Source organism: Paenibacillus sp. D2_2, from assembly GCF_031199965.1.
GTDB lineage: Bacteria > Bacillota > Bacilli > Paenibacillales > Paenibacillaceae > Fontibacillus.
Genome location: NZ_CP133605.1, coordinates 1,479,671 through 1,493,028 on the forward strand (window position 1 = coordinate 1,479,671; position 13,358 = coordinate 1,493,028).

Consider the following 13,358-nt stretch of genomic DNA (forward strand, 5'->3'; position numbering starts at 1 on the left):
AAGCTGAGAGCTTTCTGAAAGAAAGCTGCTTCGGAAGCATATGCTGCGTTCGCCTTTGTGAGCGGATTTCTACCTTATTTGATTTTATTAAATCAAAGAAATCCGCGAACAACAGCGATCGGAAGAACATTTCACCCGGCTGCCTTGAACTATCATTAGTTAAGCGAGATCATCCCTCCATCGACTCCTGCAGCTTCTTACGAAATTCCGAAGGCGAGCAGTTCATCGACTTTCGGAAGACACGGATGAAATAACTGATATTATCATAGCCAACTTCGAGTGCAATATCGGATATTTTCCGATCCATTTGCCTGAGTAATTCGACGGCCTGGCGAATCCGGTAGGAATTAATATAATCCATCGGAGTTTGCCGGGTCATAGATTTGAAGAAACGGCAAAATTGTCCCTCGCTCATCGGGATCAACGCCGCTAATTCAGATAGCCGGATCGGACGTTCGTAATTGTGCTGGATGTATTGGATGACCGTCTTCAATCGCTCAATTTTCGAAGATTCGCTGCGATTGCTAGTTGTCCGATTGCATGCTCGATCCTGGCTTAACAATTCAGACAGCATTAGATAGAGATGCCCTTTGACAGCTCCTTCATAACCGGGCAGCCGGTCCTGGCAGCTGTTCTTAATAGCCGTAATATGACTCAGTAGCTTAAGCTCGTAGTCTTCCTGCTGTTTGATCAGCCTTGGCAGCGTTGCTCTTCTTTCCTGCAGAGGGATGATCAGATTTTCCTGGACTGCATCATAATTAGCACTGGCAAGCAGGTTCGTATTAAATACAAAGGAGAAGAAGCTACAGCCTTCGTCGCCATATGCGTGCGCGGCATGGATATCGCCGCCGTCGATATAGACGGCTTCCCCTGCCTCGACCAGAAAATAATCGGTATCGACCTGGAACAGGGTACTACCTTGTGCGCAATAGAAAATTTCAGCTTCATCATGCCAATGGCAGTCTATAACATGCTCGCCAGGCCCGTAACTATACCAGTAAGTGCCAAAGGGGATGAGCTCACTGCCATGCATTTTGATTTCTTTAAGGGAACGGCGCAGAGCTTGGTCCATACTTCACTCACCTCGTCAATATAGTGTTATATTATCGCCGAATTATGTTAGTTTCTTTCCTGTTATATCAGTATAATGCAAGTATAGTTATATTTGAAGTATCAAACTATGCTAAATACGAAAGGCGGTTTAAATTATGAAATTTACAGACGGTAACTGGCTAACTCGTGAAGGATATTCCCTTGATACAGCAGTACAAGCTCATGATTTCATGATTAAAGATAATACATTGACAGCATATGCCTCGACAACACCGATTCGGGGTAGAGGCGATATGATTAATACTACATTGCTGACAGTACATTTTCATTCCCCGCAACCGGGAGTGATTGGCGTTAAGCTGGTACATTTTGCCGGAACCGTGGATCATGGGCCAAATTTTGAACTGACCAAGAGTGGAGATCATGCCATCATTACGGAGACGGATGAATATGCCGAATTAAAGAGCGGGAACCTGAGCGTTCGGATTTCTAAAGGGGGAGCGTGGTCTGTTGATTTTTACCGTGGATCGAAGCGGGTTACGGGCAGCAACTTCAAGTCAATGGCTCATGTTACGGAAACTGGCGGACAGTCTTACATGCGCGATGAGCTTGATTTGTCGGTAGGCGAATTGGTCTACGGTCTTGGTGAACGCTTTACGGCTTTCGTGAAGAACGGGCAGATCGTGGACATTTGGAACAAAGACGGAGGCACAAGCTCGGAGCAGGCTTATAAGAACATTCCTTTCTATGTTACAAATAAGGGCTATGGCGTGTTTGTAAATGATCCAGGTGCCGTATCGTTTGAAGTAGCCTCGGAAAAAGTGAAAAAAGTGCAATTCAGCGTTCCTGGCCAATCGATCGAATATTTCGTCATCGATGGACCGGACCCTAAAGGCGTACTGAGCAAATATACAGATTTGACTGGCAAACCAGCACTTCCGCCAGCATGGACATTTGGGCTCTGGCTCACGACTTCTTTTACGACAAATTATGATGAAGCGACCGTAAATTCCTTTGTGGACGGAATGGCGGAAAGAGACTTGCCTCTGCATGTATTTCATTTTGACTGCTTCTGGATGCGCGGCTTCCACTGGACTGATTTCAAATGGGATGAAGAGGTATTCCCAGATCCGGAAGGTATGCTGAAGCGCCTTAAAGAGAAGGGCCTCAAAATTTGCGTGTGGATCAACTCTTATATCGCTCAACGTTCTCGTTTGTTCGAGGAGGGCAAGGAACGCGGTTATCTGGTTAAGAAAGCCAACGGCGATGTATGGCAATGGAATTTATGGCAGCCGGGAATGGCCTTGGTAGATTTTACGAACCCGGATGCTTGTGAATGGTATAAAGGGTATCTGCGTGAATTGATCGACATGGGTGTGGACAGCTTCAAGACTGATTTTGGTGAGCGGATTCCGACAGATGTCGTCTACTTTGATGGATCTGATCCGGTCAAAATGCATAACTACTACACTTATCTATACAACAAAGTTGTATTTGAGGTATTGGAGGAGAAGCTTGGTAAGAACGAGGCGGCTCTCTTCGCACGCTCGGCAACAGCTGGCGGACAGAAGTTCCCGGTTCACTGGGGTGGCGACTGTTATGCCGATTATGAGTCGATGGCTGAAAGCCTTCGCGGCGGTTTGTCCCTAGGCTTATCCGGTTTCGGCTTCTGGAGCCATGACATCGGCGGGTTCGAGAACACAGCTCCAGTACATGTATTTAAGCGTTGGCTTGCGTTCGGTCTTCTGTCCAGTCACAGTCGTCTGCACGGTAGCAGTTCTTACCGCGTGCCTTGGGCATACGATGAGGAAGCGGTCAATGTAACTAGACATTTCACGAAATTGAAATGCCGCTTGATGCCGTATCTGTTCGATACTGCCGTTCAAGCTACTGAACAAGGTATTCCATCGATGCGTGCCATGCTTCTGGAATTCCCGAATGATCCGGCCAGCGAAACATTGGACCGTCAGTATATGCTGGGTGATTCTCTGCTAGTCGCTCCTGTATTCAACGAAGAAGGCGAAGCGTCTTACTACTTGCCACAAGGTAAATGGACTCATTTCCTGAGTGGTGAAACCGTAGAGGGCGGCAAGTGGCGCAAGGAAACTTACGATTTCTTCAGTCTACCGTTGTTCGTTCGCCCGAATTCGATCCTGCCAACAGGTGCTAATGATGTTCGTCCGGATTATGACTTCGCAGATGGAGTAGAGCTCGGAATTTACCAGCTTGAGGATCAAATGTCCGTATCACGAACCGTACGGGGCATAGAAGGCACAACCGAACTGACAGTGACTGCTATCCGCCAAGGTAATGTGGTAACACTACGTGCTGAAGGAGTTGGCAAAGGCTTCAAGGTGTCCTTGCACGGAATGGGTGAAGTTAAGGAAGTTCAGGGCGGACAATGGAATGGGCAAGGTGTCATTGAGGTTCCTGCTTATTCCGAGAAAACCGAAGTATCTATTCTATTAAAATAATGAAATAGTTGCAGAAATGCACCTATTTAACAGACATACTATTGAACTTAGAAGATAGCTGCGTTTACGCAGCTATCTTTCTAATTTCAGCTTCGAAATGAAGGAATTCCTACTCAATAAGTGTATAAAAACAGTAATATATCATTTTGAGTTCATAGGGGCTACACTTAGTTGTATATAAGCACTTATTTATGAATTCGGCTTTTTGGAGGCGATCATTTGTTAAACAAAGCAGTTCGTATGACCAACAATTTAAAGCTGAAGCACAAGCTGATCATCTCATATATAGTCGTTGTTATGATTCCCGTGTTGCTGGTGGGCGGTGGGATGGTTGCTTATTTTAGGGCCCAGGCGATGGAACGAGCGATCTCCCAGACGACCAACAATGTCCAGAAGATCAAGACTCAGCTTAGCAATATCATGCGCATGCCTAATGATGTATCGAATACACTGCTTATGGACAAAGCGCTGGAGAAGGTCGCCTCCACGCATTACCCAAGCGTGCTGGAATTGACGAAGTCTTACCTCTCTTTTGACAGCTTCCATCGCTATATTAATATGTATCGTGAGATCGCTGAGATTCGCATCTATTACAACAACCCTACTTTAATCAACAATCTAGAGATCGTTCCCGTCGATGCACAGATTGAATCCTCTTATTGGTACAAGGAGGCGATGGAGAGCAGGAGAGCGATTTGGCAGTATATTAACGATGATGAGGAGTTTCCGATACGTAAGCTTAGCCTGGTACGGCAGGTGAACTTTCCTGAGACGCATACAAGTGGAGTACTGGTTGTCGCGTTGGATCAAGAGGAATTGAATAGGATGCTGCGTCAGGAGCCGTTCGAGACACTTATCGCCGATGAGCGAGGATATATTGTTGCCGCTAAAAACCCAGCTCTGGTAGGCTCGACCCTGAATGATCTGGATTATGGGGTGAATCTGAATGAACAGGGTAAGGGTGCCCATAAGCTCGACATTCATGGCGAGTCCTCATATATGATCGTGGATCAGCTTATGCCTGAAGCGGGTACGAGCATACTTAAAATTGTCTCGATCTTCGATACAGCATCGATTATGGAGGATGCCAACAAAGTCAGCTTCTTCGGCCTGCTGATCATTATTCTCGTTCTTATTATCGCCTTATTCTTTGTCTATATCGTATCCTTCTGGACGACGAATCGACTGCTGCAGCTTAGTCGTCAGTTCAATCGCGTTGCCTTAGGCAATATGAGTACTATGTCTAGAATCGACGGAAATGATGAAATCGGCCAATTGTCCCGTCAATTCAACTATATGGTAGACAGTATCAAACAGTTGATGGCGCAAATTGTAGAGAAGACCGAGCAGAACAATGCACTGGAGATTGCGCAGAGAGAGATCAAGCTGAAGATGATGGCCAGCCAGATTAATCCGCATTTTCTGTTCAATGCACTTGAATCGATCCGCATGAACGCCCATATGAAAGGGGACAAAGAAATCGCCAATGTTGTTCGCTTGTTAGGGAAGCTAATGCGTAAAAATATGGAGGTCGGCCGAGAAAAGACACAACTCAAGGAAGAGATCGAAATGGTCCGCTCTTATTTGGAAATACAAAAGTTCAGATATGAGGATCGATTGAACTTTGAATTGAACGTAGAGCCACTGGTTGAGAGTGTATTGATTCCTCCGCTGGTCATTCAACCACTTGTGGAGAACGCCGTGGTCCATGGAGTGGAGGGGAAAATTGAAGGAGTTAATGTGAAGCTGTCCGTTGAAATCATCGGGACCGAGCTTCAGGTTACCGTTCAGGATGATGGAGTAGGGATGACCGAAGAACGGTTGGCGGAAGTAATTCAAGCGACCGTAAACTCCGAGGAGCCTGCGCGGCAAAGGATCGGTTTAAGGAACGTGCACCAACGGCTCGTCTTGTCGTACGGTGAGGAGCATGGCCTCATTATTTCCAGCACATATGAAGAAGGGACAAAGATTACTTTTACGGTGCCACTTATAGAGGTTGTTTAAAAAGACTGACTATTTAAACACGAGCTTATGAGCAAGAAAATATGAGATTTTAATGTGAATGTCTAATTGTTATATGGTTTTCTCTAAAATCTATCGGGTATTCCCTTCTCTCGCAGTATATTAACATAAGGATATACAGAGGAGGGGGGGATGGATAGATGGAAACGCTATCAGAGAGAGTGGATACTGTAAATGCAAGCGTATCCCCTAAGCCGCCAAAGAAGCGGATGAAAGGTGTATGGCAAAGTGTACTGCAACAGAAATATTTATACTTGATGTCAATGCCATTTATAATCTGGGTATTTGTATTTAGCTACTTGCCTGTTTGGGGATGGACGATGGCCTTTCAGAACTATAAGCCTTCGAAGTCCTTTACGGAGCAAAAGTGGGTGGGCTTCAAAAATTTCGTCGATCTGTTCCATGACGAGAGGTTCTATCTTGTATTAAGGAATACGCTCGCAATGAGTCTTATGGGCTTGGTAGCCGGGTTTATTATTCCGATTACATTTGCGGTTTTGCTTAATGAACTGAAAGGAAAATATTTCAAAAGAACGGTACAGACCGTGTCTTATCTGCCTCACTTCGTATCCTGGGTCGTTGTGGCCGGGATTATTACGAAAATGTTGTCGATGGACGGAGCTATTAATGAGCTGTTAGTGCATCTTCATATCATAGACGCTCCTATTCAATTTATGGCACAAGGTAAATACTTTTGGAGTATTGTAACCGCTTCCGATGTGTGGAAGGAAACGGGCTGGAACGCGATTATTTACTTAGCAGCCATCACGGGGATCGATAGAGAGCTGTATGAGGCTGCTCGTGTGGATGGCGCAGGCCGGTTATACAGATCTGGAACATTACACTTCCGGGAATCCGTACAACAATTTCTGTGCTGCTGATCATGTCGATCGGCCATCTGATCGGTATCGGATTCGAGAAGCAGTTCCAGCTAAGTAACTCATTGCTAACTGATTATTCTGAAGTGCTTGATTTATATGCTTTGAAATATGGTATTCAAATTCAGCCGGTTCTCCTACGGTACAGCAATCAGTATGTTTACTTCGGTTGTGAGTATCATTCTATTGCTCACAGCTAACGGAATCATGAAGAAAACTACGAAAGAAAGCATCATGTAGGGGGAGCAAAATGGCTGCGACGAAATCATTTAATTCAACGAAAACAGATAAAATATTCAATGTCGTAAATGTGTTTATTTTAATCGTCATATTGGTTATTACGTTATATCCTTTCTTGAACGTGCTCGCGATATCATTAAATAATTCAACAGACACAGTTCGCGGTGGAATCTACTTGTGGCCACGAGAGTTCACGTTAGAGAATTATAAGACGATATTCAGTTACTCCAGTCTAAAACAGGGCTTCCTGATTACGATTCTTAGAACTTTATCCGGTACGCTGCTTGGTTTGGTCAGCGCTTCGATGTTGGCTTATACGCTAAGCAGACCTGATTTCAAGGCAAGAAGATTCGTCTCTGTATTCCTGGCATTGACGATGTATTTCTCCGGCGGCATGGTTCCAACGTATATGCTGATGCGTCACCTACATCTGATCGGAACTTTCTGGATTTATATTTTGCCAGGGATCGTTAGCGCATTTAACGTATTCATTATCCGTTCCTTTATAGATGGATTGCCGTATGCATTGCAAGAGTCCGCGAAGTTAGATGGTGCCAATGACTTTAAGATCTATTACAAAGTCATACTTCCGTTATGTAAGCCGGTACTCGCGACCATTTCACTATTCCTAGCCGTAGGTCAATGGAACTCATGGTTTGATACTTATCTGTACAACGGGAACAAGCCACAATTAACGACATTGCAATATGAATTGATGAAGATTTTGCAGAGTACTAACCAAGGGGCAAACATGGTTAATGCGAATGATCTCGCTAACCAGATGGCCCAGGTTTCGCCGGAGTCTATCAAGATGGCGATCACAATCGTAGTTACTGTTCCAATTCTGGTCGTATATCCGTTCCTGCAGCGTTATTTTGTGGATGGGATGACGCTCGGCGCTGTAAAGGCCTAAAAGAGGTAGTTTAAACATGCATTTATTAGCCCCTCTCCTGCTTGATGTAAGCGGTAGGGGAGGATGCTAAAACTTTAGTTATGATAGAAAATTTTAACTTATATGGGTGGTATTTTCAGGTCTAACCTGTTATACAATATAGCTTTTAATTTTTAATGAGGGGGAAAGCAGATATGAGATGGAAAAGTCCTAAAATGTTCGCAGCACTTCTGTTAGCGACTACGGTACTCGTTAGCGGATGCGGCAACTCCGGAAACAATGATAAAACGGCTAGCAATGCAGGAAACAGCGGCAGCAACAACTCGGGAACCAATGTGTCACAAAATGCTGATGAAAATGTAATGGATACAAGCCCGATTACATTCACTTTCTTCGGTGCCGATTCCAGCCCGAACTGGAACAACATGCAGGATGATGTTGGTAAGGTGATTACGGAAAAGACCGGTGTAACGATTAACGCTGAGTATGATGTAGGCAGCGGCGGCGGAGAGCAAAAAATCGGTATGATGGCGGCGAGCGGCGAAGTTCCTGATATCATTTTTGCAAAAGGCAGCTTGTCTAAATTAGTTGATGCAGGTCTCGTTATCGATTTGACCGAACTGATTGATAAATATGCTCCTAACATTAAGAAAGTGTACAGTGCAAATATGAACCGTCTGAAATACAGCAATGAGGATCAAGCGATCTATCAACTTCCTACAAACGTAGGTGTTGATCAGCAGTATTTTGAAGCTGGCGGCGGTTTCGAAGTTCAACAGCGTGTTCTGAAGGAGCTCGGTTATCCGAAGATTCGTACTGTTCAAGATTTCGAGAATGTGTTGAAGGAGTATGTAGCGAAGCATCCTACTACGGATGGCCAGCCAACAATTCCACTTACATTGAATGCTGACGACTGGAGAATTATGATCAGCGTTACGAACCCGGCATTCTTGTCTACTGGCGCACCGGACGATGGTGAATACTATGTTAACCCTCAAACTTATGAGGCTATGCTTCACTACAAACGTCCTGAAGAAAAGGAATATTTTCGTTGGTTGAACCATATGTACAATGAAGGATTGCTAGATAGAGATACCTTCGTACAAAAGGATGACCAATATAAAGCAAAAATTGCTAGCGGTCGCGTGCTTGGCTTGATTGACCAAAAATGGGGTTACCAAGATGCTGAGAACGCGGTCAAGACAGCAGGTCATGATGAATATACTTACGGGCATTTCCCAGTTACTCTAACTGATGAGTATGAAGATCATTCCTTCCAATCCGCTGGGGTTGACGGTTACGGTATTGCAATTACAACGGCTTGTAAAGATCCGGTTCGTGCGATCCAGTTCCTTGACTGGATGTCTTCCGATGAAGGCCAAGTGCTCAGAAATTGGGGTGTTGAGGGTAAACAATATAACGTTGAAAATGGAGTTCGCGTTATTCCTGCAGATGTTCAACAACGCAAAGTTACAGATAATACGAACTTCACTAAAGAATCGGGTATCGGTCTATATCTGATCTTCGGTGCTCGTTACGGCGATGGTGTTAAGGATCCATCCGGAAGCTACTATACAACTAGCTTCCCAGAGCAAATTGTTGCAGATTATACAAATGCTGAGAAGGAAACATTGGCTGCTTACGGTGCAACAACATGGAAGGACCTGTTCCCAAGTGAAAGTGCATTCCCACCTAAAGAATGGGGCGCATTGTACAACATGCCAGGTTCCAACTGATGGTGACTATCAAGTGATCTTCCAAAAAACACAAGATATTATCCGCAAGAAAATTCCTGAAGCTATTTTAGCTAAACCTGCCGATTTCGACGGTATCTATGATGGCTTCATCGAAGATCTGAACAAAGCGGGCGCTGAAAAAATGGAATCTGAATATACCGAGCTCGTTAAACAACGTGTGTCCCTATTCACAGGAAAAGAAGTTAAATAATGAGTTCGCTTTTGATCACGAAGTAACACTGAGAGCGTATTCGGCATCGAATCTTGAATTCAGCCGGGTCTTCCGGTGCTCACGTACAAAATACGTACGCTCCGCTCCTCAGACCCTAGCTTCATCCAACCTTCTCGGTGCTGAAAACCGAAATATAAAGATTGAGAAAGGACCTCGAATCCATATTTTTGTGGAGGATGAGGTCTTTTCTACAGGGGATTCATATGGGATGAAGAATTAAATACACATAAGCTGTTGAGGTGAAAAGGAAAGAAGGCGGTGACAAGAATGACGGTAAACGATGATAGAGAGGCTTCATGGAAATTATGGTATAAGCAGCCCGCTTCCTGTTGGGAAGAAGCCTTGCCAGTTGGAAACGGACGGATCGGCGGGATGGTTCACGGTGGGGGACAAGCGAGCTTATTTCATTGAATGAGGACACACTATGGTCTGGATTTCCGCGTGATCCGCAAAATTACGAAGCGCTGCGGCATTTGCAGTCGGTCAGGGATCTTATATTTTCCGGGAAATATAAAGAGGCTGAAGCAATAGTGGAGAGAAGTATGCTTGGTCCGCGGTCGGAAGCCTATTTACCACTCGGAAATTTGAGGATCGATCATCATAGTATTGGGGAAATGGCGGACTATGAACGTGAATTGAATCTGGATACGGGAATGGCCACAGTTCGCTTCCAAAGTGGGGGAACAACGATCACACGCGAAGTTTATGTCAGTGCTGTTGATCAGGTATTGGTTGTCCATATAGACTCCGAAGATCGCTCTCCACTCTCGATTACCATATCCTTGGACTCGCCGTTGAAGAGTTTAACTGAAGCAAGGGCACAGGACGGATGTCTAGTTATGCGCGGATCATGTCCGAGCCATATTGCGGACAATTATAGGGGAGACCATCCCCAGTCCGTTCTATATGAAGATGGCCGTGGATTAAGCTTCGCGACACAAGTAAGTGTCCGGCATGAAGCAGGAAGGATCATTGCTACAGACGATAATAAACTGCGAATAGAGGATGCGCGGAGCATTACGCTTCTATTGACGGCTGCTACTGATTTTAAAGGCTATAATGTGATGCCTGGGCAGGAGGATGAATCGTGCTCCATGCCGGAAGCGTCTTGCAGCTCAGTGTTGCAATCGGTTCTGAGTATCAGTGATGTTGAACTTCGCAGCAGACATATTGAGGACCACAGAGCTTTGTTCCGTCGGGTGGAACTGGAATTGGGCGAGGAAAAGACTGAGGTTAAGAGGACTGCGATATTAAAGTCAACGGATGAACGGCTGATTGCCTACCAAGCGGGAGGAAGTGACCCAGAACTTGAGGCATTATATTTTCATTATGGACGATATCTATTAATGGCCAGCTCTAGACCGGGGACGCAGGCGACTAATCTGCAGGGTATCTGGAATCCTCACTTGCAGCCACCTTGGAACAGCAATTATACGACGAATATTAATACGGAGATGAACTATTGGCTCGCTGAAGTATGCAATTTAAGCGAATGTCATGAACCGTTGATCAATATGGTGCAAGAGATTAGTGTAGCCGGAGCGCGAACCGCGAGAATACACTACGGTTGCAATGGCTGGACAGCTCATCATAATGTAGATCTTTGGCGGATATCTACACCTTCGGATGGAAGTGCAAGCTGGGCCTTCTGGCCAATGGGCGGGGTATGGCTGAGCCGCCATCTATGGGAGCATTATGCTTATACACTAGATAAAGTTTATCTTGAAGAGACGGCTTATCCTTTACTGAAAGGAGCTGCCGAGTTCTGTCTTGATTGGCTCGTTCCGGGACCGGATGGTGTATTGGTTACGGCCCCTTCGACATCTCCAGAGAATATTTTCCGGACAGAGAGTGGGGAGCCTTGTAGTGTCTCGTACGCGTCAACGATGGATTTGTTCTTAATCCGTGAGTTGTTAGGTCATTGTATCGAGGCTGCTCGAGTTCTTGAAAAGGACGAAGAGTGGACGGAGCTTCTTAGAAGTACGATGGAGAGAATGGCGATGCCGCAGATCGGGGCTGACGGGCGATTGCTGGAATGGGTCCATCCTTTTGCAGAGAATGAACCGGGGCATCGTCATGTATCTCATCTGTGTGGTCTATATCCTGGAGATGCCATAACGTTGGAAAAGACACCTGAGTTGGCGGAAGCCGCCAGACAGTCGCTCGATTATCGGATTGCGAATGGGGGAGGCCATACCGGCTGGAGCTGCGCCTGGTTGATTAACCTATACGCTAGGCTGAGGGATGGGGATAGCGCCTATCATTATGTCAGGACGTTGCTATCGCGCTCAACCTATCCTAATTTATTTGATGCCCACCCTCCATTTCAGATCGATGGCAATTTTGGAGGAACGGCTGGCATCGCCGAGATGCTGATGCAGAGTCATCAGGGGAGAATTGATCTGTTGCCGGCACTACCAGTAGCTTGGTCTTCAGGGCGTGTGACGGGACTGAAAGCGAGAGGGAACTTCACGGTGGATATCGCTTGGGAGAATGGACGTCTAAGCTCGGCATCCATCCTTGCGGCCGAATCGGGCTGGTGCAGTGTAAGTTATGCTGAGCCTTTGAGCATTTCAAGCCCGGCTGGAGATGTGAAGGCAGACGGAAATCGTGTTTGGCTTGAAGCGGGTACGCGCTATTCTGTGAAGTGTGGACATTAAGTGGAAATACTACAGCTAATCCGCTGGTCCATTTCGATCAGGGGGAAATAACTGTAAAACCTACAATTAAATCTGCTGATTTAATCCCTGCACTCAAAAACGGCAAAATTAACTGTTCAAAATGCAATTAATTACTGATATTGCTAGGTAAGTTGAAATTTAACTGTAGGAAATACAACTAACGTTACCAAAGCGTTCTCCTTCTAGTCGAAAACGGTTAGATCAAGTTTATATGAACACAAAATAGAGCAAAGGCAGGGTAGCTCATGCTCTATCCTGCCTTTTGCCTCGGTGGAAACTAATGCAGCTTGCGAAATTGCTGTGGCGTCATGCCGGTATGCTTACGGAATGTAGCGATGAAGTGACTTGTATCGCGAAATCCGGTTTCTTGGGCGATGACTGCAACGGTTTGTGTGGAATCTGCAGCTAGCTTCTCCTTAGCTTTATGAATTCTCATTTGCACCAAATAGGCGTAGGGTGAGAGATCGAATGTATTTTGGAACAGCTGACTTAGATGACGTCCTGACACATTGAGCACATCAGCCAGATTATCCAGCCCGATATCGGCGTTGTAATAATTACTCTCCATCCATCTGAGCAGAGGGGCGAGCTTCTCCATATTACGTGTCACTGACGAATTGCTAACCTGCCCAAATTTACTGAGTAGGCCGAGGAAGCGATATGCGTTCGCGGATGCTTCAAGTCCGAACAAATCTGGGCCTTTTCCTATACTCTCGATCATTTCACTCAGGAAGTAGGCAAGAGGAGAATCCTTTTCCCAACGAAAAAAGTTAGATTCACGAATGCCGAAGGCAGATAGAATCGCTCCGGCCGCTTCCCCGCCGAAAGTTAAATAGAAGGTAGACCATTTTGTATCGCTAATAGATTCATAGGCATGAGGCATCCCGGGCGGAAGCAGCACGCCGCTACCGCGAGTCAGCGTGAAGCTGCCTTGACCATAAGATAGTACGCCCTCGCCCTCATCTGTCTGCAGCCAGTGGTAGCAAGGGTACCCTTCCGGTCGATTGATTTTCTCTTGATTCGGATTGCATCCTACGCTCTCGACCTGAAGTGGAAGCTGCGGATTTCCAGATGGGGAGAAGACGAATCTCCGCCAGCCCGGGGCTTCTGTAGGCAACGCGGTTCTATCCATTTGACACCTCACTTATAG

At 45.7% G+C, this 13,358-nt stretch carries 9 protein-coding genes and 1 pseudogene; 8 read left to right on the top strand and 2 right to left on the bottom strand.

What is annotated here, in order from left to right; translation table 11 throughout:
* Positions 1–169: 169 nt before the first annotated feature.
* Positions 170–1,072: an AraC family transcriptional regulator gene (locus RE628_RS07380; protein WP_309158165.1), complete on the bottom strand. Its 903-nt coding sequence runs from the start codon at positions 1,070–1,072 to the stop codon at positions 170–172.
* 136 nt (positions 1,073–1,208) lie between these two features.
* On the opposite strand from RE628_RS07380, the gene yicI reads away from it, so the two are divergent.
* The 8 genes and pseudogenes from yicI (at position 1,209) to RE628_RS07420 (ending at position 12,187) form a co-directional block, all read left to right on the top strand.
* Positions 1,209–3,527, top strand: a complete 2,319-nt coding sequence (gene yicI, locus RE628_RS07385) for an alpha-xylosidase (RefSeq protein ID WP_309158166.1) — start codon at positions 1,209–1,211, stop codon at positions 3,525–3,527.
* Positions 3,528–3,746: 219 nt separating this feature from the next.
* Positions 3,747–5,531, top strand: a complete 1,785-nt coding sequence (locus RE628_RS07390; RefSeq protein WP_309158167.1) for a sensor histidine kinase — start codon at positions 3,747–3,749, stop codon at positions 5,529–5,531.
* A gap of 158 nt (positions 5,532–5,689) precedes the next feature.
* The gene (locus RE628_RS07395; protein ID WP_309158168.1) at positions 5,690–6,430 is read left to right on the top strand and encodes an ABC transporter permease; all 741 of its coding nucleotides are present in this window, start codon (positions 5,690–5,692) and stop codon (positions 6,428–6,430) included.
* 2 nt (positions 6,431–6,432) lie between these two features.
* Positions 6,433–6,627, top strand: a complete 195-nt coding sequence (locus RE628_RS07400; RefSeq protein WP_309158169.1) for a hypothetical protein — start codon at positions 6,433–6,435, stop codon at positions 6,625–6,627.
* Positions 6,628–6,677: 50 nt separating this feature from the next.
* Positions 6,678–7,580 carry a carbohydrate ABC transporter permease gene (locus RE628_RS07405; protein ID WP_309158170.1) on the top strand — a complete coding sequence of 301 codons (903 nt, stop codon included), beginning with the start codon at positions 6,678–6,680 and terminating at the stop codon, positions 7,578–7,580.
* Between the two features lie 173 nt (positions 7,581–7,753).
* Positions 7,754–9,506, top strand: a pseudogene (locus tag RE628_RS07410) (ABC transporter substrate-binding protein).
* 288 nt (positions 9,507–9,794) lie between these two features.
* Positions 9,795–9,938, top strand: coding sequence for a glycoside hydrolase N-terminal domain-containing protein (locus tag RE628_RS07415; protein WP_309158171.1), 144 nt, complete (start codon positions 9,795–9,797; stop codon positions 9,936–9,938).
* Positions 9,935–12,187: a glycoside hydrolase family 95 protein gene (locus tag RE628_RS07420; protein ID WP_309158172.1), complete on the top strand. Its 2,253-nt coding sequence runs from the start codon at positions 9,935–9,937 to the stop codon at positions 12,185–12,187. The genes RE628_RS07415 and RE628_RS07420 overlap by 4 nt, the downstream gene beginning before the upstream one ends.
* Before the next feature lie 298 nt (positions 12,188–12,485).
* Here the strand turns inward: RE628_RS07420 and RE628_RS07425 are convergent, their stop codons facing one another.
* Positions 12,486–13,340, bottom strand: a complete 855-nt coding sequence (locus RE628_RS07425) for an AraC family transcriptional regulator (RefSeq protein ID WP_309158173.1) — start codon at positions 13,338–13,340, stop codon at positions 12,486–12,488.
* Positions 13,341–13,358 lie beyond the last annotated feature (18 nt).

What these genes read in the sequence shown, in the direction of transcription:
- RE628_RS07380 (WP_309158165.1), bottom strand. Translation starts at nt 1,072, where the DNA reads ATGGACCAAGCTCTGCGCCGTTCCCTTAAAGAAATCAAAATGCATGGC.
- yicI (WP_309158166.1), top strand. Translation starts at nt 1,209, where the DNA reads ATGAAATTTACAGACGGTAACTGGCTAACTCGTGAAGGATATTCCCTT.
- RE628_RS07395 (WP_309158168.1), top strand. Translation starts at nt 5,690, where the DNA reads ATGGAAACGCTATCAGAGAGAGTGGATACTGTAAATGCAAGCGTATCC.
- RE628_RS07400 (WP_309158169.1), top strand. Translation starts at nt 6,433, where the DNA reads ATGTCGATCGGCCATCTGATCGGTATCGGATTCGAGAAGCAGTTCCAG.
- RE628_RS07405 (WP_309158170.1), top strand. Translation starts at nt 6,678, where the DNA reads ATGGCTGCGACGAAATCATTTAATTCAACGAAAACAGATAAAATATTC.
- RE628_RS07415 (WP_309158171.1), top strand. Translation starts at nt 9,795, where the DNA reads ATGACGGTAAACGATGATAGAGAGGCTTCATGGAAATTATGGTATAAG.
- RE628_RS07425 (WP_309158173.1), bottom strand. Translation starts at nt 13,340, where the DNA reads ATGGATAGAACCGCGTTGCCTACAGAAGCCCCGGGCTGGCGGAGATTC.